General features: G+C 72.5%; 23 protein-coding genes and 1 pseudogene. 12 read left to right on the top strand and 12 right to left on the bottom strand.

Going from position 1 to position 21831, the window contains the following annotated elements; translation table 11 throughout:
* Nucleotides 1–5 precede the first annotated feature (5 nt).
* The gene (locus tag ACFY01_RS05620) at nucleotides 6–1055 is read right to left on the bottom strand and encodes a LacI family DNA-binding transcriptional regulator (protein WP_390734355.1); all 1050 of its coding nucleotides are present in this window, start codon (nucleotides 1053–1055) and stop codon (nucleotides 6–8) included.
* 201 nt (nucleotides 1056–1256) lie between these two features.
* Between ACFY01_RS05620 and ACFY01_RS05615 the strand changes: the two genes are divergently transcribed.
* A complete protein-coding gene (locus ACFY01_RS05615; RefSeq protein ID WP_390734354.1) occupies nucleotides 1257–2210 on the top strand; it encodes an ROK family protein in 954 nt (317 codons plus the stop codon).
* 92 nt (nucleotides 2211–2302) lie between these two features.
* Here the strand turns inward: ACFY01_RS05615 and ACFY01_RS05610 are convergent, their stop codons facing one another.
* Nucleotides 2303–2446 carry a hypothetical protein gene (locus tag ACFY01_RS05610; protein ID WP_390734353.1) on the bottom strand — a complete coding sequence of 48 codons (144 nt, stop codon included), beginning with the start codon at nucleotides 2444–2446 and terminating at the stop codon, nucleotides 2303–2305.
* A gap of 241 nt (nucleotides 2447–2687) precedes the next feature.
* Nucleotides 2688–3041: a hypothetical protein gene (locus tag ACFY01_RS05605; RefSeq protein WP_390734352.1), complete on the bottom strand. Its 354-nt coding sequence runs from the start codon at nucleotides 3039–3041 to the stop codon at nucleotides 2688–2690.
* Nucleotides 3042–3179: 138 nt separating this feature from the next.
* On the opposite strand from ACFY01_RS05605, the gene ACFY01_RS05600 reads away from it, so the two are divergent.
* The 3 genes and pseudogenes from ACFY01_RS05600 to ACFY01_RS05590 all read left to right on the top strand — a co-directional run.
* Nucleotides 3180–3371, top strand: coding sequence for a hypothetical protein (locus tag ACFY01_RS05600; protein ID WP_390734351.1), 192 nt, complete (start codon nucleotides 3180–3182; stop codon nucleotides 3369–3371).
* Between the two features lie 142 nt (nucleotides 3372–3513).
* Nucleotides 3514–4557, top strand: coding sequence for an NUDIX domain-containing protein (locus ACFY01_RS05595; protein WP_390734350.1), 1044 nt, complete (start codon nucleotides 3514–3516; stop codon nucleotides 4555–4557).
* A 161-nt stretch (nucleotides 4558–4718) separates the two neighbouring features.
* Nucleotides 4719–5057: pseudogene (locus ACFY01_RS05590) on the top strand (ATP-binding cassette domain-containing protein); the annotation flags it as partial.
* 109 nt (nucleotides 5058–5166) lie between these two features.
* Here the strand turns inward: ACFY01_RS05590 and ACFY01_RS05585 are convergent.
* Both ACFY01_RS05585 and ACFY01_RS05580 read right to left on the bottom strand, forming a co-directional pair.
* The gene (locus tag ACFY01_RS05585) at nucleotides 5167–5883 is read right to left on the bottom strand and encodes an MBL fold metallo-hydrolase (protein ID WP_390734349.1); all 717 of its coding nucleotides are present in this window, start codon (nucleotides 5881–5883) and stop codon (nucleotides 5167–5169) included.
* 251 nt (nucleotides 5884–6134) lie between these two features.
* Nucleotides 6135–7490, bottom strand: a complete 1356-nt coding sequence (locus ACFY01_RS05580) for a dipeptidase (RefSeq protein ID WP_390734348.1) — start codon at nucleotides 7488–7490, stop codon at nucleotides 6135–6137.
* Between the two features lie 132 nt (nucleotides 7491–7622).
* Here ACFY01_RS05580 and ACFY01_RS05575 point away from each other — a divergent pair, with 132 nt between their 5' ends.
* The gene (locus ACFY01_RS05575) at nucleotides 7623–8861 is read left to right on the top strand and encodes a geranylgeranyl reductase family protein (RefSeq protein WP_390734347.1); all 1239 of its coding nucleotides are present in this window, start codon (nucleotides 7623–7625) and stop codon (nucleotides 8859–8861) included.
* Here ACFY01_RS05575 and ACFY01_RS05570 read toward each other — a convergent pair.
* Complete coding sequence (locus ACFY01_RS05570; protein ID WP_390734346.1) at nucleotides 8851–9300, bottom strand: nitroreductase family deazaflavin-dependent oxidoreductase; 450 nt, start codon at nucleotides 9298–9300, stop codon at nucleotides 8851–8853. The genes ACFY01_RS05575 and ACFY01_RS05570 overlap by 11 nt on opposite strands.
* 150 nt (nucleotides 9301–9450) lie before the next feature.
* On the opposite strand from ACFY01_RS05570, the gene ACFY01_RS05565 reads away from it, so the two are divergent.
* The 3 genes from ACFY01_RS05565 to ACFY01_RS05555 all read left to right on the top strand — a co-directional run bounded on the left by ACFY01_RS05565 (nucleotide 9451) and on the right by ACFY01_RS05555 (nucleotide 12187).
* Nucleotides 9451–10137 (top strand): TetR/AcrR family transcriptional regulator, encoded by a 687-nt coding sequence (locus ACFY01_RS05565; protein ID WP_390734345.1) that lies wholly within the window; start codon nucleotides 9451–9453, stop codon nucleotides 10135–10137.
* 98 nt (nucleotides 10138–10235) lie between these two features.
* Nucleotides 10236–11525 (top strand): sensor histidine kinase, encoded by a 1290-nt coding sequence (locus tag ACFY01_RS05560; protein WP_390734344.1) that lies wholly within the window; start codon nucleotides 10236–10238, stop codon nucleotides 11523–11525.
* A complete protein-coding gene (locus ACFY01_RS05555) occupies nucleotides 11522–12187 on the top strand; it encodes a response regulator (RefSeq protein WP_390734343.1) in 666 nt (221 codons plus the stop codon). The genes ACFY01_RS05560 and ACFY01_RS05555 overlap by 4 nt, the downstream gene beginning before the upstream one ends.
* On the opposite strand, the gene ACFY01_RS05550 is transcribed toward ACFY01_RS05555, so the two are convergent.
* A complete protein-coding gene (locus tag ACFY01_RS05550) occupies nucleotides 12148–12432 on the bottom strand; it encodes a DUF6332 family protein (protein WP_390734342.1) in 285 nt (94 codons plus the stop codon). The genes ACFY01_RS05555 and ACFY01_RS05550 overlap by 40 nt on opposite strands.
* 74 nt (nucleotides 12433–12506) lie before the next feature.
* The gene (locus ACFY01_RS05545) at nucleotides 12507–14003 is read right to left on the bottom strand and encodes an MFS transporter (protein ID WP_390734341.1); all 1497 of its coding nucleotides are present in this window, start codon (nucleotides 14001–14003) and stop codon (nucleotides 12507–12509) included.
* Nucleotides 14004–14088: 85 nt separating this feature from the next.
* Here ACFY01_RS05545 and ACFY01_RS05540 point away from each other — a divergent pair, with 85 nt between their 5' ends.
* Nucleotides 14089–14493 carry a MarR family winged helix-turn-helix transcriptional regulator gene (locus tag ACFY01_RS05540; RefSeq protein ID WP_390734340.1) on the top strand — a complete coding sequence of 135 codons (405 nt, stop codon included), beginning with the start codon at nucleotides 14089–14091 and terminating at the stop codon, nucleotides 14491–14493.
* Here ACFY01_RS05540 and ACFY01_RS05535 read toward each other — a convergent pair.
* Nucleotides 14479–15216 carry a maleylpyruvate isomerase family mycothiol-dependent enzyme gene (locus tag ACFY01_RS05535; protein ID WP_390734339.1) on the bottom strand — a complete coding sequence of 246 codons (738 nt, stop codon included), beginning with the start codon at nucleotides 15214–15216 and terminating at the stop codon, nucleotides 14479–14481. The two genes, ACFY01_RS05540 and ACFY01_RS05535, sit on opposite strands and share 15 nt — an antisense overlap.
* A 179-nt stretch (nucleotides 15217–15395) precedes the next feature.
* Here ACFY01_RS05535 and ACFY01_RS05530 point away from each other — a divergent pair, with 179 nt between their 5' ends.
* Nucleotides 15396–16340, top strand: coding sequence for an SDR family NAD(P)-dependent oxidoreductase (locus ACFY01_RS05530; protein ID WP_390734338.1), 945 nt, complete (start codon nucleotides 15396–15398; stop codon nucleotides 16338–16340).
* An 18-nt stretch (nucleotides 16341–16358) separates the two neighbouring features.
* On the opposite strand, the gene ACFY01_RS05525 is transcribed toward ACFY01_RS05530, so the two are convergent.
* Entirely contained in the window at nucleotides 16359–17591 is a 1233-nt protein-coding gene (locus ACFY01_RS05525) for an MFS transporter (protein WP_390734669.1), read from the bottom strand.
* 243 nt (nucleotides 17592–17834) lie between these two features.
* On the opposite strand from ACFY01_RS05525, the gene ACFY01_RS05520 reads away from it, so the two are divergent.
* Nucleotides 17835–18437: an ALF repeat-containing protein gene (locus ACFY01_RS05520; RefSeq protein ID WP_390734337.1), complete on the top strand. Its 603-nt coding sequence runs from the start codon at nucleotides 17835–17837 to the stop codon at nucleotides 18435–18437.
* A gap of 264 nt (nucleotides 18438–18701) precedes the next feature.
* On the opposite strand, the gene ACFY01_RS05515 is transcribed toward ACFY01_RS05520, so the two are convergent.
* The gene (locus ACFY01_RS05515; RefSeq protein WP_390734668.1) at nucleotides 18702–19691 is read right to left on the bottom strand and encodes a LacI family DNA-binding transcriptional regulator; all 990 of its coding nucleotides are present in this window, start codon (nucleotides 19689–19691) and stop codon (nucleotides 18702–18704) included.
* 254 nt (nucleotides 19692–19945) lie between these two features.
* Between ACFY01_RS05515 and ACFY01_RS05510 the strand changes: the two genes are divergently transcribed.
* Nucleotides 19946–21010: a cellulase family glycosylhydrolase gene (locus ACFY01_RS05510; protein WP_390734336.1), complete on the top strand. Its 1065-nt coding sequence runs from the start codon at nucleotides 19946–19948 to the stop codon at nucleotides 21008–21010.
* Between the two features lie 62 nt (nucleotides 21011–21072).
* Here the strand turns inward: ACFY01_RS05510 and ACFY01_RS05505 are convergent, their stop codons facing one another.
* Nucleotides 21073–21639, bottom strand: a complete 567-nt coding sequence (locus ACFY01_RS05505) for a hypothetical protein (RefSeq protein ID WP_390734335.1) — start codon at nucleotides 21637–21639, stop codon at nucleotides 21073–21075.
* Between the last annotated feature and the right edge of the window lie 192 nt (nucleotides 21640–21831).

Genomic DNA, 21831 nt, shown 5'->3' with positions numbered 1-21831 from the left:
GCGGCTCAGTCCGCCGGTGGCAGCTCGCCCGAGCCGCGGGTGATCAGCCGGGTCGGCAGCTCGATGCGCTCCGGGGCGACGAGGGTGCCGTCCAGCTGGCGGAAGAGGCGTTCGGCGGCGGTACGGCCGAGGGCGGCCGCGTCCTGGGCGACCACCGTGACGCCCGGCTGGAGCAGGTCGGCGAGCTCGAAGTCGTCGAAGCCGACGAGGGCCACGCGGCGGCGGTGCTCGGCGAGGACGCGGATCACGGTCACCGTCACCCGGTTGTTGCCCGCGAGGACGGCCGTGACGGGGGAGGGCCCGGAGAGCATCTCCTCGGCCGCCCGGCGCACCCGCCGCGGATCGGTGACGCCCAGGGACATCCAGGACTCCGCCACGGGTATCCCCGCGTCCTCCATGGCCGCCCGGTAGCCGCGCAGCCGCTCGGCCGCGGTGTGGATGCGGGGCATGTCGCCGATGAACCCGATCCGGCGGTGGCCGTGGGCGATGAGATGGGCGACGCCGGAGCGGGCGCCACCGAAGTTGTCGGACAGCACCACGTCGGCGTCGATCTTCCCGGCCGGACGGTCCACGAACACGGTCGCGACGCCGGCCTTGACCTCCGGTTCCAGATACCGGTGGTCGTCCCCGGCCGGGATGATCACCAGCCCGTCCACGCGCCGCGCGCACAACGCCAGCGCCAACTCCTGCTCGCGCTCCGGGTCCTCCGCGCTGGAGCCGTTGATCAGCAGGGCGCCGTGCGCCCTGGCCACCTCCTCCACCGCGCGGCTGAGGGGACCGTAGAACGGGTCGGCGAGGTCCTCCAGGACCAGGCCGATGCTCGCGGTGCGGCCCTTGCGCAGCACCCGGGCGCTGTCGTTGCGGCGGAAGCCCAGCGCCTCGATGGCCTCCTGGACCCGGCGTTCCGTGTCCGGGGTGACGCCCGGCTCGCCGTTGACCACGCGGGAGACCGTCTTCAGGCCGACGCCGGCCCGTGCGGCCACGTCCTTCATGGTCGGACGGTTGCCGTAGCGGCTTCCGGGGAGGCGGTCTGCTCGGCGGATGGTCTCGGGCACGATGCGCTGTCCTGTCCTGTCGGCCTTGTTGTCCAGGGGGTAATGCGTCGCTCATCGGTTTGTATGAGGATGTGGCGTCGAGCATAGAGCCTGGACAACGTTGTCATGCCCGCGAGAGACTGTCCACCGCAATCTCCGGCCCGCGCCCCCACCGCGACCGGCCAGCCCTTTTAACCTGGTTGACGGGGAGATATCACACTGATGCACACCGACCTCGTGGCCGCGCTCGACATCGGCGGCACCAAGATCGCCGGAGCGCTGGTGGACGCCCACGGCTCAATCCTGGTGCGAGCGCAGCGCGCGACGCCCGCGCAGGAGGACGGCGACACCATCATGCGGGCCGTGGCGGAGGTGCTCGGCGATCTGACCGGCTCGCCCCTGTGGGCCCGCGCGGGCGCCGTCGGCATCGGCAGCGCCGGCCCGGTGAACGCCGCCACCGGCACGGTGAGTCCGGTGAACGTGCCGGGCTGGCGTGACTTCCCGCTGGTCGACCGGGTGCGCGCGGTCACCGGGGGTCTGCCGGTGGAACTGATCGGCGACGGGGTGGCGATCGCCGCCGCCGAGCACTGGCAGGGCGCCGCCCGGGGCCACGACAACGCCCTGTGCATGGTCGTCTCGACCGGGGTCGGCGGCGGTCTGATCCTCAACGGGCGGCTGCACCCCGGCCCGACGGGCAACGCGGGTCACATAGGCCACATCAGCGTCGACCTCGACGGCGACCTGTGCCCCTGCGGCTCGCGCGGCTGCGTGGAGCGGATCGCGAGCGGCCCGAACATCGCCCGGCGCGCGCTGGAGAACGGCTGGCGGCCGGGTCCCGATGGCGACACCACCGCCGCCGCTGTGGCCGCCGCCGCCCGCGCCGGTGACCCGGTCGCCGTGGCGTCCTTCGAACGCGCCGCGCAGGCCCTGGCCGCCGGGATCGCCGCCACCGCCACCCTGGTCGAGATCGACCTCGCGGTGATCGGCGGGGGCGTCGGCAAGGCGGGCGACATCCTCTTCGAGCCGCTCCGCAAGGCCCTAGCCGACTACGCCACGCTCTCCTTCGCCCAGGGGCTCACCGTGACGCCCGCGCAGATGGGCACGGACGCCGGCCTGGTGGGCGCCGCCGCGGCCGCGCTGGCCCTGAGGCCGGACGCGACCGCGGCGGGGGTGTGACCGGGCCGGGCAGGAACGTTCAATCCCGGGCGGAACCGGTCGACGGCCCAGGTAACCGAGCCGCGCGTCCGCCACACGGGCCGAGGCGGCCTTCAAACCGCCCGCGCCCCGAGGGCGACGGCGCCCTTCGCCGCGCTCTCGCCGTTGCCTGTCGCGCTCCACGGTCCGCCGGCCACCGTCCGTCGGCCCCAGCCGTCGGCGGCCGTGAACCACGGCAGCTCACGGAGGCGCGACATCCGCGAGGGCGACGGCACCACTACGGACCCCGTGAGCGGCAGGGCCTCGTCGACCCGGGCTCCGGGCCGGGAGCGGCGATGCACCGCCCCGAGGGCCGGACCGCGCGGCCCGAGTCACCGCTGCACGCCCGAACCTGATCGTCAGGCCGTTGCATCCGGTCGGGGTCCCCGAGGGCGCGGTCACCGTCCACCGCGTGGCCGACGTCCGCCCCGGCGGCCGCGCGGCGCCGTTCGCGGTGGCTCAGTGGAACTCGTGGATCACCTGGATCGGCCCGGCGATGTGGGCGTTGAACTCGTCCAGTTCCTCGGCGGGCACCCAGAGCTCCAGGATCGTCTCGCCGCCCGCCTGGCGGACCGGATACCGGCTCAGGAAGCCGGAGTCGACCTCGAAGCGGGTCACGAAGCCGGCCCCGTCGTGCTTGACGTTCCAGTCGCGGGCGATCCTGATCGCGTAGTCCTCGTTGAGGACCGGGTAGAAGATCGGCTGCTCGGGCAGCCTGGGCGGCCAGGCCCGCCAGTCCAGTTCCCGGACCAGCTCCAGCTCCTTGGGGCCGGTGGGGCGCCAGAGGGTCGTCGTCGGTCGCGGGCCGGTCATGACAGTCGCCTTCGGGGTCGGGGGCCGCCGCGGTCGTGGCGGGCCGTGGCCTCGGACGATAGCGGTGAAACGATCACCCGGCCACGGGATTCGGCGACAGCCGCGTGACCCCGGACCGCTCACGCAGTTGATCCGGGCATGAAGAAGCGCAGCATGCTCGCCATCGCCTCCCTCGCCACCGGATTCGTCGTGGCCGCCATCACCCCGTCCCACGCGACGCACCACGAGGTCGTCGGGGACCCGCACATGACCGCCACCCTCGATTCCGCCGACGGCGTCATCGGCGAGGACGGTCCCGCCCTCGACGACGAGACGCCGGCCCAGCGGTAGCGCGCCGGCCCGTCGAAGGCGGTGCCGGCGCCCCTGCCACCGGGGCGGCGGCACCGCCGTGGGCGTGCCCTCTCCTGGGGGTGGTTTCCGTGGCAGTGTGGAGCGGGCAAGCCACAGGGGGCCAACACAAGAGGGGGAGTCCGTGACCGTCGTCTGGATCAACGGCGCTTTCGGTGCGGGGAAGACCACGACCGCACGGGAACTGATCGAGCTGATCCCGCACAGCACGCTCTTCGACCCCGAGGTCATCGGCGGAGCGCTCACGCACCTGCTGCCGCCCAAGCGCCTCTCCGAGGTCGGCGACTTCCAGGACCTGCCGATCTGGCGACGGCTCGTGATCGACACGGCCGCCGCGATGCTCGCCGAGCTCGGCGGCACCCTCGTGGTGCCCATGACCCTGCTGCGCCAGGAGTACCGTGACGAGATCTTCGGCGGCCTCGCCGCCCGCCGCATCGCTGTACGGCACATCCTCCTCGCTCCGGCCGAAACGATCCTGCGTGAGCGAATAGCCGGGCGGGACGTACCCCAGGACCTCCCCGACGGCGAGATGCGGGTGCGGCAGTGGTCGTACGACCAGATCGAGCCCTACCGCACCGCCCTGGCCTCGTGGCTCGCGGCGGACGCCCATCCGGTCGACACCAGCGACCTCACCCCGTACGAGACGGCCGCCCGGCTCGCCGAGGCCGTCGGCGGCGGGGAGGTGCCGGTCTGCGACATCGTGCAGACCCCGGAGCCCACCGCCGAGACGCTGGCCGCCGGCGTCCTGCTCTTCGACGAACGGGACCGGGTGCTGCTGGTCGACCCCACCTACAAGGCCGGATGGGAGTTCCCCGGCGGGGTCGTGGAGCCCGGCGAGGCGCCCGCCCGGGCCGGCGTGCGCGAGGTCGCCGAGGAGACCGGGATACGGCTGGAGGACGTACCGCGGTTGCTCGTCGTGGACTGGGAGCGGCCCGTGCCGCCCGGCTACGGCGGCCTGCGGTTCCTGTTCGACGGCGGGCGGCTGGACTCCGCCGAGACCGGTCGGCTGCTGCTGCCGGGGCCCGAGCTGCGCGACTGGCGCTTCGTCACCGAGCAGGAGGCCGCCGACATGCTGCCACCGGTCCGCTACGAGCGGCTGCGGTGGGCGTTGCGGGCGCGGGAGCGGGGCGCGGCCCTGTACCTGGAGGCCGGTGTCCCGATCGGTTGACGCCATGTCACAGACGTGATTTGGCCATTCTGGATCGAATTTTGCCGTTACGGGGTTGAGAGCAGTGGACTTTGCCCGCCAAGGGAGGTTCCGAGGGGAAAGCGAGGGTGAATCGACAACCGGTCCTTCAGGTCCGCGACCTGGTCAAGCACTTCCCCGTGATGTCCCGCGGGGTCGTCCGCCGTCGTGTCTCAGACGTGCACGCCGTGTGCGGGGTCTCCTTCGACCTGTACGAGAACGAGACCCTGGGCCTGGTGGGGGAGTCCGGCTCGGGGAAGACCACCCTCGCCCGTACCGTGCTGAACCTGGAGAGCGCCACCTCAAGGCAGGTCCGCTACCGCGGCCGCGAACCGACCGAGCTGAGCAGAGGGCAAATGCGGCCCGTGCGCCGTGAGTTGCAGGTCGTCTTCCAGGACCCCTACGCCTCCCTGGACCCCCGGATCACCGTGCACGAGATCGTCGCCGCGCCGCTGCGGATCCACGGCCGTTACGGCCCGGCAGCGAAGGACGAGGTGCGCGAGCTGCTGCGGCTGGTCGGCCTCAACCCGGAGCACGGCAACCGCTACGCGCTGGGCGGCCAGGCGGGCGGCGAGGGTCATGCCGCCATGGTCAGCCCGGGACCCCGTATCCGTCCGCCGCTTTGCGAAGGACCGCCGAAGCCTGCCCGCGGACCGGATCGCCATGGCCGAAACAGGCCAGGTCCGCGTCGAGGTCCGCCAGCCGGTGGAAGGACGCGACGGCCCGGGCCCGGTCGACGTTGAAGACGCCCAGCATCACCGCCCCGGTGACCGGCGCCGCGGCCACCGCGTCCCCCGTGAACAGCACGCGGTGCTCTGGGAGATGAACGGCGATGCTGCCGTGGGTGTGACCGGGGGCGTGCACGACGCGGGCGCCGCCGCCGAAGCCGAGGACGTCACCGTCGTCCAGTTCGATGACGTGCTCCGGCGGGACGGGCTCGCCCGGCGGCAGCTTCCGCAGGGCTTCCGCGTGGACCGGCCGCTCCCAGTCCTGGTACACCGGTGGCGGGCCGGGTACTTCGCCCCGGACGACCGGCGCGTCCAGGCGGTGCGCCAGCACCTCGGCGCCGCTCAGCGCGGCGAACTCACCCGCCCCGCCCACGTGGTCCTCGTGGAAGTGGGTCAGCACGATCCGCCGCACGGCCGACGGCTTCCGCCCGAGGGCCGTCACAGCGTCCGCGATCACTTGGCCGGAGCCCACCACCCCCGCGTCGAGCAGCGTCAACTCGTCGTCGTCGCACCAGAGATAGGCCTGCCCGACCGGGAAGCGCAGCAGGTGCAGCCGGGGAAGCAGCTCGATGACATCCATGCGCCGACGGTAGGCAGGGCCCCCGCCCAGGGGCGAGGTTCCTCTGCCGTGGGCAGAGCGGTTCAGCCGGCCGCGTACAGCGTGTGCGCCTCGGCGACCGCGGGCGGTGCAGGGCCTCGGTCGCGGTGGGAGCCGTCGTCTGGCCGGCGGGTTATGGGCGAGGGCCGTGGCCGCTCCGGTGATCGTCATGCCGGAGCGGCCGTTGCGGTGTCGTTCGGTGTCGGCTCGTCGCTGTCGTGGAGCGGGGTGGTTCAGCCCGCCGCGTACAGCGTGAGGAAGTGGGCCTCGGCCACTGCCAGGCGCTCCAGCTCGTCCGGGGAGACGCTCTCGTTGACCGCGTGGATCTGGGCCTCCGGCTCGCTCAGGCCGATGAGCAGGATCTCGGCCCGCGGGTAGAGGGCGGCGAGGGTGTTGCACAGCGGGATGGAGCCGCCCTGCCCGGCGTACTGCATCTCCTGGCCCGGATAGGCCACCGCCATCGCGTCGGCCATCGCCTGGTACGCCGGGCTGGTGGTGTCGGCGCGGAAGGCCTGGCCCTGACCGACCTGCTCGACCTGCACCCGCGCACCCCACGGCGTGTGCGCCTCCACGTGGGCCTGGAGCAGCTTGCCCGCCTCGGCCGCGTCCACGCCCGGCGGCACCCGCAGGCTGATCAGGGCGCGGGCGCTGGCCTGCACGGACGGGGTGGCACCGACGACCGGCGGGCAGTCGATGCCGAGCACGGTCACGGCCGGGCGGGCCCAGATCCGGTCGGCGACCGTACCGTCACCGATCAGGCCGACCCCGTCCAGCACCTTGGCGTCGGCACGGAACTGCCCTTCGTCGTACTGAAGCCCCTCCCAGCGGGTCTCGGGCTCGAGCCCGTCGACGGTGGTCGAGCCGTCCTCGGCGCGCAGCGAGTCCAGGACGCGGATCAGCGCGGCCAGCGCGTCCGGGGCGGCTCCGCCGAACTGGCCCGAGTGGAGGTTGCCCTCGAGGGTGTCGATGCGCACGCGGACCAGGGTCATGCCGCGCAGGGTGGTGGTGACGGTCGGCAGGCCCACGCGGAAGTTGCCCGCGTCGCCGATCACGATCGTGTCCGCCGCCAGCAGCTCGGGGTGCTGCTCGGCGTACCGCTCCAGACCGCCCGTGCCCTGCTCCTCCGAGCCCTCGGCGATCACCTTGACGTGCACCGGGACGCCGCCGTTCGCCTTCAGCGCGCGCAGCGCGAGCAGATGCATGATCACGCCGCCCTTGCAGTCGGCGGCCCCGCGGCCGTACCAGCGGCCGTCGCGCTCGGTCAGCTCGAAGGGCGGGGTGGTCCAGGCGGCCTCGTCCAGCGGCGGCTGCACGTCGTAGTGGGCGTAGAGCAGAACCGTTTTCGCACCTTCCGGGCCCGGCAGGTACCCGTACACCGACTGAGTGCCGTCCGGGGTGTCGAGCAGTGCGACGTCCTCGAAGCCCTCGGCGCGCAGCGCGTCGGCGACCCAGTTCGCGGCGCCCTCGCTCTCGCTCCGGGGGAACTGGCCGAAGTCCGCGACCGACTTGAAGGCCACCAGCTCGGTGAGCTCCGCCTTGGCCCTGGGCATCAGGGCGGCGACGGTCTCGGCGAGCGGATTCGACGACATGGGCACGCTCCTCGTGGGTGCGACGTTGTACCGGTGAGTGCACCGATCCTCCCACAGCAACCTGCGGCGACGTCCGCCGTAGGATGCGGGGGACAGGTGCGGCAGACGGCTTGATCGGAGCAGCGGACCATCGTGAGCGGCGAGAACTCTTCGACGGACGACATGCAGCGGGTGTGGGACGTCGTCGTGGTGGGCGCGGGACCCGCGGGGGCCTCGGCCGCCTACGCGGCGGCGGTCGCGGGGCGGCGCGTGCTGCTGCTCGAGAAGGCGGAGCTGCCGCGCTACAAGACCTGCGGAGGCGGCATCATCGGCCCCTCGCGCGACGCGCTGCCGCCCGGCTTCGAGCTGCCCTTCCGCGACCGGGTCCACGCGGTCACCTTCTCGAACAACGGGCGTTTCACACGCACCCGCCGCTCCAAGCAGATGCTGTTCGGACTGATCAACCGGCCCGAGTTCGACCAGCAGCTGGTCGAGCACGCGCAGAAGGCCGGCGCCGAGCTGCGCACCGGTGTCACCGTGACGCGGGTCGAGCAGCACGGCTCGGCGGTGCCGGACCGCCGTACGGTCGCCGTCGTCCTCCAGGGCGGAGAGACCCTGTTCGCGCGCGCGGTGGTCGGCGCCGACGGCAGCGCCAGCCGCATAGGAGCGCACGTCGGGGTGAAGCTGGAGCAGGTCGACCTCGGCCTGGAGGCGGAGATCCCGGTGCCGGAGACGGTCGCCGAGGACTGGCAGGGCCGGGTCCTGATCGACTGGGGGCCGATGCCCGGCAGTTACGGCTGGGTCTTCCCCAAGGGCGACACACTGACGGTCGGCGTGATCTCGGCCCGCGGCGAAGGCGCGGCCACCAAGCGGTACTTGGAGGACTTCGTCGCCCGCCTCGGGCTGGCCGGCTTCGAGCCGAGCATCTCCTCCGGGCACCTGACGCGCTGCCGCGCCGACGACTCCCCGCTATCGCGCGGCCGGGTCCTGGTCTGCGGGGACGCGGCGGGACTGCTGGAGCCGTGGACCCGGGAGGGCATCTCCTTCGCCCTGCGGTCGGGGCGGCTCGCGGGGGAGTGGGCGGTCCGGATCGCCGAGGCGCACGACGCCGTGGACACCCGCCGGCAGGCGCTGAACTACGCGTTCGCGATCAAGGCGGGGCTCGGCGTCGAGATGAGCGTGGGCAAGCGGATGCTGACCGCTTTCGAGCGCCGGCCCGGCCTGTTCCACGCGGCCCTCACCGGCTTCCGGCCCGCCTGGCGGGCCTTCAAGGAGATCACGCAGGGCTCCACGTCGCTGGGCGAGCTCGTCCGCACGCATCCGATGGCCCAGCGCGCCCTGACCGCGATGGACCGGCGGACCTCCGCGGCCGGGGACGCCGTCAGTTCTTGACGGCGATCCTGAAGACCGGGTGGTCGGGGGCGATGCGGCGCATCTCGTCGTCGGGGGAGTCGGGGCCGACTCCGTCGAAGAAGACGCCGACCTCGGCCTTCCAGCGCTTGAGGTAGGCGCGCAGCAGCGGGACCTTCTCCTCGTCGGCGACCTCGACCGCGGTGAACACGTCCACGTTCTGGCCCAGGCGCAGTTCGCCGCCGCCGGCCGCGCGCATGTTGTGCGTCCACTGGACGTGGCCGCGCGGGGCGAGCAGATACTGCTGTCCGTCCACGGTCAGCAGGTTCACCGGGGTGGTCCGCCACTCGCCGCTCTTGCGGCCGCGGACCGCCAGGACCCGGGAGCCCCACACACTGACACCGCGACGGGTCAGCCATGCGACGAAGCGGTTGAAGACGTTGACGGTGAACCAGCCGGGCTTCTTGACGTGCGTGGACATGAGACCCCCTGTGTATGGGAGAGCGGGTGCTCTCACTGTCGGGAGAGCGGTGCTCTCGCCTGAGAAGAGTGTGCACGAGTTCGGCACCCGGAGCAAGAGCAGTGCTCTCTTTTGTGTGCGGTGCTCTCGTTCCGTGGCACACTGAGAAGCATGAGCACTGCACAGGGCGCCCGCGCGCGGGCCAGGATCGAAGTCACCGCGGCCATCAAGGACGAGGCGCGCAGACAGCTCGCCGCCGAGGGCGCGGCCAAGCTCTCGCTGCGCGCGGTGGCCCGCGAACTCGGCATGGTCTCCTCCGCGCTCTACCGCTACTTCCCCAGCCGCGACGACCTGCTGACCGCGCTCATCATCGACGCCTACGACTCCCTCGGCGAGGCCGCGGAGAAGGCCCACGACTCCGCCTCCGCCGAAACTCCCGTGGCCCGCTGGACGGCCGTGTGCGAGGCGGTGCGCGGCTGGGCGCTGGCCCACCCGCACGAGTACGCGCTGATCTACGGCTCGCCCGTGCCCGGCTACTCCGCCCCCGAGACCACCGTCCGGGCCGCCTCCCGCGTCGGCCTCCTGCTCATCGGCATCGTCCGGGACACCCACCAGGGCCCCGGCCTCGCCGACCTGCCGCTCCCCGCCGAACTGCGCCCCGAGGCCGAACGCATGGTCGCCGACTTCGCCCCGGACCTGCCCCCCGAGGCGGCCACCGCGCTGGTGGCGGCCTGGGCCCAGCTGTTCGGACTGGTCGGGTTCGAGCTGTTCGGGCAGTTCCACCGGGTGGTCGAGGACCGGGAGACGTTCTTCCGGCACGCGGTGACCGGGCTGGCGCACGGAGTGGGGCTGAGGTAGGTCCCCGTGGAGCGGGGCGCCGTACTTCCCGGGGAGTACGTGTGATCACCTCGCCCGGCGGACGCCGACGGGGTCCGCCCGCGTCTAGCGTGGCCGTCATGGAAGAGCAGTACGGACGCCGGAACCGGTCGCGGCGGGGGGACCGGCCGGCACGGGGGGACCGGTCACGGCGGTGGCCCGAGTCACGCCGGTGGCACGGGCCGCGACGGTGGCACGGGCGCCGGTGGTACGGGCTCGACGACAACGAGGCGGGGCGTCCGCGCCTGCCGTGGCGTTCCACCGCGCTGATCACCGCCTTCGTGGTGATCGGCTCCAATTTCACCGCACACCAGCAGCCGGGCCGCGAGCCGCTGGACGTCTCCGGGCGTGTGCTGCTGCTCGTGGCCTCGGGGCTGCTGCTGTGGCGGAAGCGGCACCCGGTGTTCGTCGCGTTCGGCACCGCGACGGCCGCCCTGGTCTACCTGGCCGCGGGATATCCGTACGGGCCGGTCTTCCTGGCCGTCGCCGTGAGCTGCTTCAGCGCGGTCGTCACCGGGCACCGCCGGGCCGCCTGGACGTCGCTGGGGCTGCTGTGGGCCGGGCACGCCCTGGTGGCGCTCTGGCTGTACCGCTGGCTGCCGCCGCCGCACGACAAGGGTACGAGCATCGGTGCCGAGATCGTCGTCGCCACCTGGGTGCTGGCCGTCGTCGCGCTGTCGGAGCTGGGCCGGGTCCGGCGCGAGCAGTGGGCCAGGGAGCGTGCCGACCGCGCCCAGGCGGCCCGGCGGCGCGCCGACGAGGAGCGGCTGCGCATCGCCCGCGAACTGCACGACGTCCTCGCGCACAGCATCTCCGTCATCAACGTGCAGGCGGGCGTCGGCCTCGCCCTCCTGGACAGCGACCCGGAGCAGGCGCGGGTGGCGCTCACCACCATCAAGGACGCCAGCAAGGAGGCGCTCGGCGAGGTGCGCCAGGTCCTCGACACTCTGCGCACCCCCGGAGACGCGCCGCGCGCTCCCGCGCCCGGCCTCGACCGGCTGCCCGAACTGGTCCAACAGGCGGCGAGCGCGGGCCTCACCGTCGAGGTCGAGGGGGCACCGCCGCGACTGCCGCCGGGCGCGGACCTGGCCGCCTTCCGCATCGTCCAGGAAGCCCTCACCAACGTCGTGCGGCACTCCGGTTCACGGCACGCGCGCGTGCGCCTCGTCCACGAGGGCGGCGCGCTGCGGCTCGTGATCGACGACGACGGTCCGGCGACCGGCGCGGACGCGGGCGGCAGTGGGAACGGCCTGGCCGGAATGCGGGAGCGGGCCGCCGCGCTGGGTGGCACGATCGAGGCCGGCCCGCGCCCCGACGGCGGCTTCCGGGTGCTCGCCGTACTGCCTTTGCACCCCAGGGAGGATCAGTGATCCGGGTACTGCTCGCCGACGACCAGTCGCTGGTGCGGGCCGGTTTCAGGGCGCTGCTCGACGCGCAGCCGGACATCCAGGTCGCCGGGGAGGCGGCGGACGGCGAGGAGGCCGTCGCCAAGGTGCGCGAACTGCGCCCGGACGTCGTCCTGATGGACATCCGCATGCCGCTGCTGGACGGCCTGGCCGCGACCCGCCGCATCACCGGCGACCCGGGCCTGAAGGACGTCAAGGTGGTCATGCTCACCACCTTCGAACTCGACGAGTACGTCTTCGAGGCGATCCGCTCGGGCGCCTCCGGCTTCCTGGTCAAGGACACCGAGCCGGACGAACTCCTGCGCGCGGTACGGGCCGTGGTCGACGGCGACGCGCTGCTGTCGCCCGGGGTGACCCGCCGGCTGATCGCCGAGTTCGCGGCCCGCTCGAAGGAGCCCGCGGCCGCCGACGCCCTCGCGGCGCTCACCGAGCGGGAACGGGAGGTGATGGCGCTGGTCGGCATCGGCCTGTCCAACGAGGAGATCGCCCGCCGCCTGGTGGTCAGCCCGCTCACCGCGAAGACCCACGTGAGCCGCACGATGGTCAAACTGGGCGCCCGGGACCGGGCCCAACTGGTCGTCCTGGCCTACGAGTCGGGGCTGGTGCGGCCGGGCTGGCTGGGCTGAGCCCGCTGCCGGAAGCTCACCAGCACGCCCACCACCCGGGCCACGAAGGCGACGGCCGCCAGAATGCCGCCGGCGCGCAGCAGCACCGCCGAGAGCATGCGCGGCAGATCGAAGAGCAACGCCGGCCCGCCGACGGCCCCGAACGTGAGCGCCGCCACGAACACCGCGCTGACCAGCGCGTACCCGATCTCGACGGTCCAGGCGTCCTGCTCGGCCTTGGTCCGCCGTCCCCCGTAACCGTCCATCCGTCGAGTTTCACAGGCGTGTGCCCGGCGGAGCAACCAACTCCGGCCGGGCACACGCGGGGAGGCGTTCCCCGTCAGTCGCGGACCGCCACGGGCTCCGCGTCCGCCTCCTTCTCCACCGTGGACCTGGCGACCACGACGGTCTGCTGCGCGGCAGGCCGGCCGCGCAGTCCCGTGAGGGTGATGAGGAGCCCCGCGAGGGCGATGCCCGTCACCACGAGCAGGCCAGGACGGTAACTGTCGAGCACGGCCTGCGGGGTCGCGTGGGCTGGGGCGTGGGCGGTGACCACCGCCGTGACGACGGCCAGGAAGATCGCGCCGCCCACCTGGACCGAGGTGTTGAGCAGACCGGAGACCATGCCCTGCTCGTGGTCCTCGACCCCGTTGGTGGCCTGGATGTTGAGCGAGGGGAAGACCAGCGCGCAGGCCGCGCCGATCAGCAGCATCGACGGCAGGATGGCCGCCGCGTACACGGGGTGGAGGTCGACGCGCAGGAACAGCGCGTACCCGGCGACCATCAGCGCGAAGCCCGCCGCGATCAGCCGTGCGGTGCCGAACCGGTCCACGATCGAGCCGACCTTGGTCGAGGACACCGCCACCAGCGCACCGGCGGGCAGGAAGGCGAGCGCCGTGTGCAGCGCCGACCAGCCCAGCAGGGACTGCATGTACAGCGTCACCAGGAACTGGAAGCCGACGTAGCTGCCGAAGAACGCCATCGCGCCGAGCTGCGCCCGCACCTGGCGGCCCGAGCGCAGCACGCCGAGCCGGATCAGCGGGCCGGGAGAGCGTCGCTCGACGGCGACGAACACGGTCAGCAGCGCGGCGACGGCCAGGAAGGACAGCAGGGTACGGGCCGAGGCCCAGCCGGCCTGCGGCGCCTGTACGACGGTGAAGACCAGCAGCAGCATCGAGGCGGTACCGAGGACTGCGCCGGGAATGTCGTACCCGTCGTGGTCCTTCTCGCGTGTGCTGCGCGGCAGCAGCTTCAGTCCCGCGAGCAGCGCGACCAGCGCGATGGGCGCGGGCAGCAGCATGGTCAGACGCCAACTGGCCTCCGTGAGCAGGCCGGAGAGCACCAGCCCCATCGAGAAGCCGGTGGCCGCGCAGGTGGTGTAGATGGACAGGGCCCGGTTGCGCAGCGGGCCCTCGGCGAAGGTCGTGGTGATGATGGACAGGCCCGCGGGCGCGGTGAACGCGGCGCTCAGGCCCTTGATGAAGCGGCTTGCGATCAGCAGCGGCCCCGAGTCGACCAGTCCGCCGAGCAGCGAGGCGAGGGCGAACACGCCGAGGGCCACCAGGAACACCTGGCGCCGGCCGAGCAGGTCGGCGGTCCGGCCGCCCAGGAGGAGCAGCCCGCCGTATCCCAGGATGTAGCCGCTGACGATCCATTGCAGCGTCGACGTGGACAGGTGGAGGTCGGAGCCGATGGAGGGCAGGGCCACACCGACCATCGACACGTCGAGCGCGTCCAGGAACATCGCGGCGCACAGCACCAGCAGGGTGCCCCACAGCCGGGGGGTCCAGCGGACCGCCGGGGACGGGGCCGCGGGGATGGTGAGCGGAGAGGTCATGCGGAAGACAGTACATGCACATGCATGAAATGCAAACGCATTTAATTACGATGCAACAAATGGATTTCTCTGCTACGGTGCGCTCATGGCGGCGAAGAAGGCCGAGCAGGAGCTCGTGGACCAGTGGCGGGACATCCTGGCGCTGCACGCCCGCACCCAGTGCGAACTCGACCGCGCCCTGCACGAACACGGCCTGTGCGCCAGCGACTTCGAGGTGCTCGACCTGCTCTCCGAGGACTCCGCGACGGACGGCGGCTGCGCCTACCGCGTACAGGAGATCGCCGACCGCATCCACCTCAGCCAGAGCGCCCTGTCCCGTCTGATCGCCCGCCTGGAGAAGGACGGACTCCTCCAGCGGGCCATGTGCCCCGAGGACCGTCGGGGCGTCCGCGTGGGACTCACGGAGAAGGGGCGCGCACTGCACGGCGAGGTGCGGCCGGTGCAACGCGCGGTGCTGACCCGGATGCTGACCGGCTCAGCCGATCGCTGAGGTCTCGCGCCACAGCGCGGCCAGCGCGGCGTCCCCGGTCACCTTGGGCACGGGCAGCCGGTTCCACAGCGCGAGGTACAACTGATCGGCCGGACCGGCCAGTTCGGCCTCCGCGTCCCCGGAGACACCCCTGCTGGTGACGGGCGGCTGGTCGGACAGCCGTACGGTCCACACCGCGTCCGCGTCCAGGGTCCGCACCCGGAGCACGCGCGCCGTCCCGGTCCGGACCCGGCTCCTGGGGCGGGCGTGGAAGCCGCGCAGCAACTCGTCGATGCCGTCCACCGCGAAGTCGGTCGCGATCCGGGACACCGGGCCGCCGGCCGCCGACTCCGCGTCGTACCGGTGCACGGCCGTCTCGTGCGCCTGCCGCCGGGTCCAGAAGGCCAGCGGCGAGGCGCAGGGCGCCGGATGGAAGGTCCAGCAAGCCACGTCGGCCGGCGCGGCGCCCAGGGTCTCGACGAGCCGCCGGTGACCGTCCCGGTACCAGCTCACCAGTTCGTCCCCGTCGAGATCGGGCCCCTCGCCCAGCGGCCGCGGCTCGCCGTACCCGTCGGCGACGAACCCCGCCGCCCAGCGGTGCACCTCGCCGGTGTGCCGCAGCAGGTCCCGCACCCGCCAATCCGGGCAGGTCGGCACCAGGGCCGCGGTCCCCGCCTCGGCGGCGGCCGCGGCGAGCAGGTGGCCTTCGCGGTCCAGGGTCTTCAGGTGGTCGGCTGTGTCCATGGGGTGAGTGTGCCGCACGGGCCGGGCGGGCCGGCACCGCATTTTCGTCGGCCGTCCCCCGGGGCTGTCGGTGATCCGTAGGTGATGTGTCGGTGATCGCTGGGAGTTTGGGCGGCGAGCCGCTCCCGCGGGAGCGTCCTCGCCCCGCACGTCCGCCAGCAGCAAGGGAGCCTGCCGCCATGCCGTCCGAATCCTCCGCCGCGCCCTGGGACGTACGGCGCCTGCCCCGCGCCGACGGCAGGGTCTTCCTGATCACCGGGGGCAACGCCGGCATCGGGTACTTCGCCGCCGAGCAGCTCTCGGCCACCGGGGCCGCCGTGGTGCTGGGCTCCCGCGATCCCGCGAGGGCCGAGGCCGCCCTGGCCGCGATCCGCGCGCGCGTGCCCGGCGCACGGGTGCGTGCCGTACGGCTGGACCTCGCCGACCTGTCGACGCTCGGGGCGGCGGTGGACTCCCTGGACACGGACCGCCTGGACGCGGTGGTCCACAACGCCGGGGTGGCGCTCGACGTCCCGCCGCGCCGGGAGACCACCGACGGCCACGAGCTCATGTTCGGCACGAACCACCTCGGGCACTTCGCGCTCACCCACCACCTGATGCCCCTGCTCTCGGCCGCACCGGCGGCCCGTGTCGTGACCGTGGGCAGCTTCGCGGCGAAGTCCGAGCGGCTGGACCTCGACGACCTCCAGTCCCGGCGGGACTACCGGCCCAAGCGCACCTACGGTCGTTCCAAGCTGGCGCAGATGTACTTCGGACTCGAACTCGACCGCCGTCTGCGGGCCGTGGGCAGCACGGTGGCGAGTGTCGTGGCCCACCCGGGAGGCGCCCTGGACTCTCTCACTCCGTCGCGGTCCCCGGTACATGTGCGGACCACCGGCGAGGGGCTGCGCGCGGCACCCGCCGCTCTTCTCGTCCAGGGCAAGGACGCCGGCGCGTGGCCGGTGGTGCGGGCGGTCCTCGACCCGGCCGCGCGCGGAGGGCAGGTATGGGGCCCGCGGGTGTTCGGCCTGCGCGGCAGGCCCCGCCGCGAACCCGTGTGGAGTCAGCTCGCCGACCACTCCACCGCCGCGCGGCTGTGGGACGTCAGCTGCCACTTGACCGGCGTCGATGTCGACGCCCTCTGAGGGCGGCCGCGGTGGGCGTCAGCCCGCGGCCGACCGTCGCGTCACGCAACCGATCAGCGCCGCCACCGCCGCCAGCACGGCCACGCTCGTGAGCGCGGCGGGCAGCGAGAACCAGTCGGCCATGAACCCGATAGCGGGCGGCCCGAGGAGCATGCCGCCGTACCCCAGGGTGGAGGCCGCGGCGACGCCGGAGGGGCCGGCCAGGCGGCCCGCGCGTTCCACGGCGACCGGAAAGAGGTTGGCGAGCCCGATCCCCGTGACGGCGAAGCCGATCAGCGCCGCCCAGACGGCGGGGGCGAGTGAGCCGAGCAGCATCCCGGCGGCCGCGGTGCCACCCCCGGCGATCACGGTCCGGGTCCGGCCGAGGCGTTCCAGCAGGGCCGTACCGGTCAGCCGGCCGAGGGTCATGGCGAGCGCGAAGCACGAGTAGCCGACCGCGGCGACCCCGGCCGAGGCGTCCAGGTCCTGCTGGAGGTGGAGCGCGCCCCAGTCGGCCATGGCTCCCTCGCCATAGGCGGTGCACAGGGCGATCAGACCGAAGACGGCGACGAGCTTGCGGGTGCGGGGGTCGGGGCGGTGGGGGTGTCGCGGGCCGTCCTCGTCGGGCGCCGGGAGATCTCTCGGCACCTGTGGCATGTGTTGTGCCTCTTGTTTCTGTGGTGCCTGTGGCGCCTGCGGTACCGGAGGTTCGAGTCGCAGCAGCGTACGTCCCGCGACTGCCGTGACCAGCAACCCGATCACGGTCAGGCCCAGCAGATGGCGGGTGGGGGAGAGGTGCCCCGCGACCAGCCCGCCGAGACCGGCGCCGAGCATGCCGCCCAGGCTGAAGGCGGCGTGGAAGCTCGGCATCACCGGTCGCCGCAGCGCGGCCACCAGATCGACGGCGGCGCTGTTGAAGGCGACGTTGATCCCGCCGTACGCCGCCCCGAACACCACCAGCACGGCCCCCAGCACGATCACCGAGTGGGCCAGCGGCGGCAGCGAGACGCTGAGGGAGAGCAGGACGGCGCAGACCACGGTGACGGGATGGCTGCCGTAACGGCGGCACAGGTGCCCGATGAGCATCATGGTGACGACCGCCCCCGCGGACACCCCGAGCAGGGCGAGCCCCAGGGCGCCGGCCGAGGCATGCGTCTGGTGCTTGACGGCGGGGATGCGGACGACCCAGCCGGCGAAGATGAAGCCGTCCAGGGCGAAGAAGACGGTCAGCGCGATGCGGAGCCGCGTGAGCGGGTTGCCGGTGCCCGGCACGGCGTTGTGCGTTCGGGTTTTGTTTACTTGCGGCACAAATGCAGGGTAGGGGGGTGGGTGATGGCGAGCAAGAGGCCTCGCGACGACGGCCGGGCACGTGCCGCAGGCAGGATCACCGCCCGGCAACGAAACGGCGGTGAAGTCTGCCGGTCGCGGGCAGTACATCGCGGTCCGGGCCCCTGGAACGATCTCCTCGCAACCCGCGCGGAACAACCAGCCACTCTTCGATCCATGGGGGACTGCATGAAACTGACCCGTGCGGCGCTCGTCGTGGCCGCGAGCGCCCTGGCTCCGGCCTTGCTGCTCTCCACGCCGTCCTTCGCCGCCGGCACGGCCGCCTCGACGGTCACCGCGTCGGCGGTGACCGGTGTGGCAACGGACGCGGGCTCCCCGTACGACTCGATGTCGGAGGACGACCTCCGCATCGCGATCCTCCGCATCGTGGCCGACCCGGCCACGGGCAAGGCCGTGTACCGGGAGGCGCAGAAGGCCCTCGACGGTACCGCGGAGGACATGCGCTACTTCCTCGAGACGGGCCGCTGGATCGCGCAGGACGAGGACAATTCCGCCGCCATCTTCAAGATCCTGGCCGACCCGGCAACCGGCAAGGCCGTGCGCCGGGAGGCGCAGAAGGCCCTCGACGGTACGGCCGAGGACAGGAGCCGCTTCCTGCAGACGGGCCGCCGGCTCGCCCAGGCCGAGGACGACCGGGTCGCCATCTTCAAGATCCTGGCCAAGCCCGGGATCAGCGATGCCCTGCGGGCGGCGGCCGAGAAGGCCGTCGACGGCACGCCGGAAGAGATGCGCTACTTCCTGGAGGTCGGGCAGTACGAGGTGGACGGCTGATCACGCAGGTCGGCATCGGTCTGCCGATCGGCGACCCCGGCGCCCTGCTCACCTGGGCCCGGCGCGCCGACGCGGGGCGCTGCTTCGACGACCTCGGCGCCGACGAGGTCATGCTCTACTGCTACGGCCTCGACCCGGACCAGGGGGACCGCCTCGCCGACGTCCTGTGACGACGTCCTGCGCCGACGTCCTGCGACGGGTGTCGTGCGACGACGTCCTGCGACGGTGGCACGCATGTGACCGACGGCTCGGACCGCCTCGAACTCACCCCCGCGGCGCCCCCGTGCTCCGCCGCACCACCAGACTCGTCGGCACGAGGTCCGTCCCGGCCCGCGCCCCTCCGCCGGTCCGGATCTGCTCCAGCGCCTTGCCGACGCAGCGGCGGCCCACCTCCGCGAAGTCCTGGTGGACGGTGGTCAGGGGCGGGACGAAGAACGCGGCGTCGGGGATGTCGTCGAAGCCGACGACGCTGATGTCCCCGGGCACGGAGCGGCCGAGTTCGTGGAAGGCGCGCAGCAGACCGAGGGCCATCTGGTCGTTGGAGGCGAACACGGCGGTGCAGTCCGGCTCCCGGGCGAGCGCGAGGCCGGCCGCGTAGCCCGACTCGGCCGACCAGTCGCCGTGCAGGGGCGGCGGCACCGGGCGCCCGGCCTGCTCCAGCACCGTACGCCAGGCCTGGGTGCGGCGCTGGGCGGCGAAGGACGTCGGGGGGCCCGTCAGGTGCCACACGGTCCGGTGGCCCAGGTCGAGCAGATGCCGGACGGCCTTCCGGGCGCCGTCCGCCTGGTCGGTGTCGACCACGCTGTAGCGGTCTCCGGCGTCGGAGTCCACGACGACGACGTGCACGCCAGGCGGCAGCCGCACCGTGCCGGTGTCGAGGAGGTGGATCTCCATGATGACGATGACGGCGTCGACGGCCAGCTCTCCCATCCGGGTGAACGCCCCCCGCACGTTGTCCTGGGTCGGGACGTCGATGGGGATCAGCGTGATCGCGTACCCCTCGGCCGCCGCGTGCGTGGCGATCGCCTCCACCGTGCGGCTGTTGCCCGTCGAGGACAGGCTGAAGAGGATCACGCCGATGGTGTTGAACTGGCCGTACCTGAGGGCACGCGCGGCGCTGTTGGGCCGGTAGCCCAGTTCCCGCATCGCCGCGAGCACCTGCTCCCGGGTCGAACTGACCACCCCCGGGTGGCCGTTGGAGACCCGGGAGACCGTCTGGGACGAGACACCCGCGAGTTTGGCGACGTCGGCCATGGAGACGCGCTGCTTGCGACGTCCGCCGGGCACGCCCGAGCCGCCCCGCTCCACCACTCGTGCCTCCCTCGACCCGGTCCCGGGTCCTGTTACGCGATCCACCAGATGTTACGCGTGAGGAACCTTGACGCCCGTTGGGGCGGATGCCACGATTCCGGCGCCGCCGAGTTTACGTAAACATCCCGCAGGACGGGAGGTCATGTTTACGTAAACATGCGAGGCGCCGAGTCGCCACCTCTGGAAAGGGCACGTCGATGAGCAAGACCCCCGCCAGCAACCGCCTCACCCCCCGACTGCGTGCCGCCTGCGTGGCGGTCGCGATCGCCGCGGTCAGCGGTGCGACCCTGGCCGGCAGCCCCGCCGCGTCCGCCAGCTCCGGCGCGCCGACCGGAACGAGCCAGTTCAGGGGCGTCAACTGGGCGGATCCGCGTGACAACTTCGCCGACGACTACCTCCAGCTGTCCGGCCTGTCGACCTCCGACAACTACGCCCGGACCTACGCCAAGGCGAGCCGGATCATCTCGGCGTTCCGCGCCAATCTCGGCGCCAACACCGTCCGGCTGCCCATCAACCCGTACACCGTCAACGGCGCGTACTGGAAGTCGTACCGCGGAGTCATCGACGCGGCCTCGGACAAGGGCTTCAAGGTGATCGTGTCCTACTGGGAGGGCACGGGAGACAAGAAGGACGGCTTCATCGACGACGAGGCCACCTACTGGCCCATGTGGAACACGGTGGTGAAGGCCTACAAGAACGACAGGCACGTCTACTTCGAGCCGATGAACGAGCCCCACGGCTACACCGACACCGCGTGGGCCGACATAGCCGCGAAGTGGCTGGCCACCTACCCCTCCGTCCCGCGCGACCGGGTGTTCGTCAGCGGCGCCGGCTACAACGACCACGTCACCTCGGTCTGCGCCGACCCGCGGCTGAAGGGCACCTACCTGTCGCTGCACCACTACGGGTTCTGGAAGGACTACGCCACCTACGACCAGTGGGTGTCCGACCTCAAGGAGCGCCTCGGCGACTGCGCGAACCGCACCGTCGCCGACGAGTTCGGCGCCCCGATGACCACGGGCCTCGACTACGACCACCCGGCCGCCGACAACAACTACGTCAACTTCATCCAGGCCGACACCGACACCTTCCGCAAGCTCGGGATGGGGTCCGTGTACTGGCCCGGCCTGCGCACCGACGACATCTACTCGATGCAGAAGCTGGTCGGCGACGCCTCCCGGCCCTGGCTGGAGACCACCAACCAGTCCGGCGCCGACCGGCTCGCCTGGGGCTGGGGCCGCGGGAAGCCCGTGAAGCCCTGACAGTCCGGCTCTTCCGCCCCGTCGATCGTGTGGTCGGCGGGGCGGACCTCATGGATGTCCCGTCATCCCGCCCAGTCGCCGTCGAATCCGGAGTTCAGCTGGGCGGAGCAGATGTTGTAGCCCCCGGAGGCGTGCCCGCTCTTCGTCGTCCCTCCGATGGTGACGGAGCAGTGAATGTCCCCGGAGCCCGCCAGCTGCGCCGTCAGGCTGTAGTACAGGGCCCCCTTGTGCAGCGGCAGGGTCGCGGTGAACCCGTCCTGTTTCCAGTGCCCTTGCCGGTTGTCGCTGTCCGAGCCGTAGGTGATGTCGAGGGGGCCGGCCGCGCCGCTCGGTGCGGTTCCCCACACCTTGAAGACGACGGTGTCCGCCGTCTTGTCCGCCTGGGAGCCGCCGGACTTGGCGTGACTGCCGCTGTTCTTCTGTGACGTGGCGGTTGCGCCGCTGCCGCTCTTGCCGGATCCCCCGGCGGCGGCGATGGCGATGATGACGAACAGGGCAACCACGCCGAGGCAGCCGAAGCCCACGATCTTGCCCGCCCTGCCCTTCTTCTTCGGCTGCGGTGGCGGTGCTGCGTCCCACTGCTGTTGTGGTGGGGCTCCTCCGGGCTGGTGCGGGTACTGCTGGCTCATTTCGCCCCCTTGGTGACGCTTGCTCAGGTGACGGGCGAATGTAGCCGTTGTGAGCCGGACGCGAGGGCGCAGTCGAAGATCCATGACACGAACGAGGTACGGGAGGTGACGAGACGCGCAGGGCGAGGCCCCGCTCCCCCCGGGTGTCCAGGTGTCAACTGCGCTTCTCGGCGCGCCTGTCGGGCTGCGACC

The sequence above is a fragment of the Streptomyces sp. NPDC001480 genome (assembly GCF_042894725.1).
Taxonomy (GTDB): Bacteria; Actinomycetota; Actinomycetes; order Streptomycetales; family Streptomycetaceae; genus Streptomyces.
This window is presented reverse-complemented; position numbering and strand designations above follow the sequence as displayed.

Bases quoted from the DNA above. Each gene is read 5' to 3' on its own strand.
- ACFY01_RS05530 (WP_390734338.1), top strand. From the start codon at position 15,396: ATGCCGTCCGAATCCTCCGCCGCGCCCTGGGACGTACGGCGCCTGCCC.
- ACFY01_RS05565 (WP_390734345.1), top strand. From the start codon at position 9,451: ATGAGCACTGCACAGGGCGCCCGCGCGCGGGCCAGGATCGAAGTCACC.
- ACFY01_RS05550 (WP_390734342.1), bottom strand. From the start codon at position 12,432: ATGGACGGTTACGGGGGACGGCGGACCAAGGCCGAGCAGGACGCCTGG.
- ACFY01_RS05510 (WP_390734336.1), top strand. From the start codon at position 19,946: ATGAGCAAGACCCCCGCCAGCAACCGCCTCACCCCCCGACTGCGTGCC.
- ACFY01_RS05520 (WP_390734337.1), top strand. From the start codon at position 17,835: ATGAAACTGACCCGTGCGGCGCTCGTCGTGGCCGCGAGCGCCCTGGCT.
- ACFY01_RS05605 (WP_390734352.1), bottom strand. From the start codon at position 3,041: ATGACCGGCCCGCGACCGACGACGACCCTCTGGCGCCCCACCGGCCCC.
- ACFY01_RS05615 (WP_390734354.1), top strand. From the start codon at position 1,257: ATGCACACCGACCTCGTGGCCGCGCTCGACATCGGCGGCACCAAGATC.
- ACFY01_RS05560 (WP_390734344.1), top strand. From the start codon at position 10,236: ATGGAAGAGCAGTACGGACGCCGGAACCGGTCGCGGCGGGGGGACCGG.
- ACFY01_RS05505 (WP_390734335.1), bottom strand. From the start codon at position 21,639: ATGAGCCAGCAGTACCCGCACCAGCCCGGAGGAGCCCCACCACAACAG.
- ACFY01_RS05540 (WP_390734340.1), top strand. From the start codon at position 14,089: ATGGCGGCGAAGAAGGCCGAGCAGGAGCTCGTGGACCAGTGGCGGGAC.
- ACFY01_RS05515 (WP_390734668.1), bottom strand. From the start codon at position 19,691: ATGGCCGACGTCGCCAAACTCGCGGGTGTCTCGTCCCAGACGGTCTCC.
- ACFY01_RS05610 (WP_390734353.1), bottom strand. From the start codon at position 2,446: ATGTCGCGCCTCCGTGAGCTGCCGTGGTTCACGGCCGCCGACGGCTGG.
- ACFY01_RS05570 (WP_390734346.1), bottom strand. From the start codon at position 9,300: ATGTCCACGCACGTCAAGAAGCCCGGCTGGTTCACCGTCAACGTCTTC.
- ACFY01_RS05580 (WP_390734348.1), bottom strand. From the start codon at position 7,490: ATGTCGTCGAATCCGCTCGCCGAGACCGTCGCCGCCCTGATGCCCAGG.
- ACFY01_RS05535 (WP_390734339.1), bottom strand. From the start codon at position 15,216: ATGGACACAGCCGACCACCTGAAGACCCTGGACCGCGAAGGCCACCTG.
- ACFY01_RS05545 (WP_390734341.1), bottom strand. From the start codon at position 14,003: ATGACCTCTCCGCTCACCATCCCCGCGGCCCCGTCCCCGGCGGTCCGC.
- ACFY01_RS05600 (WP_390734351.1), top strand. From the start codon at position 3,180: ATGAAGAAGCGCAGCATGCTCGCCATCGCCTCCCTCGCCACCGGATTC.
- ACFY01_RS05585 (WP_390734349.1), bottom strand. From the start codon at position 5,883: ATGGATGTCATCGAGCTGCTTCCCCGGCTGCACCTGCTGCGCTTCCCG.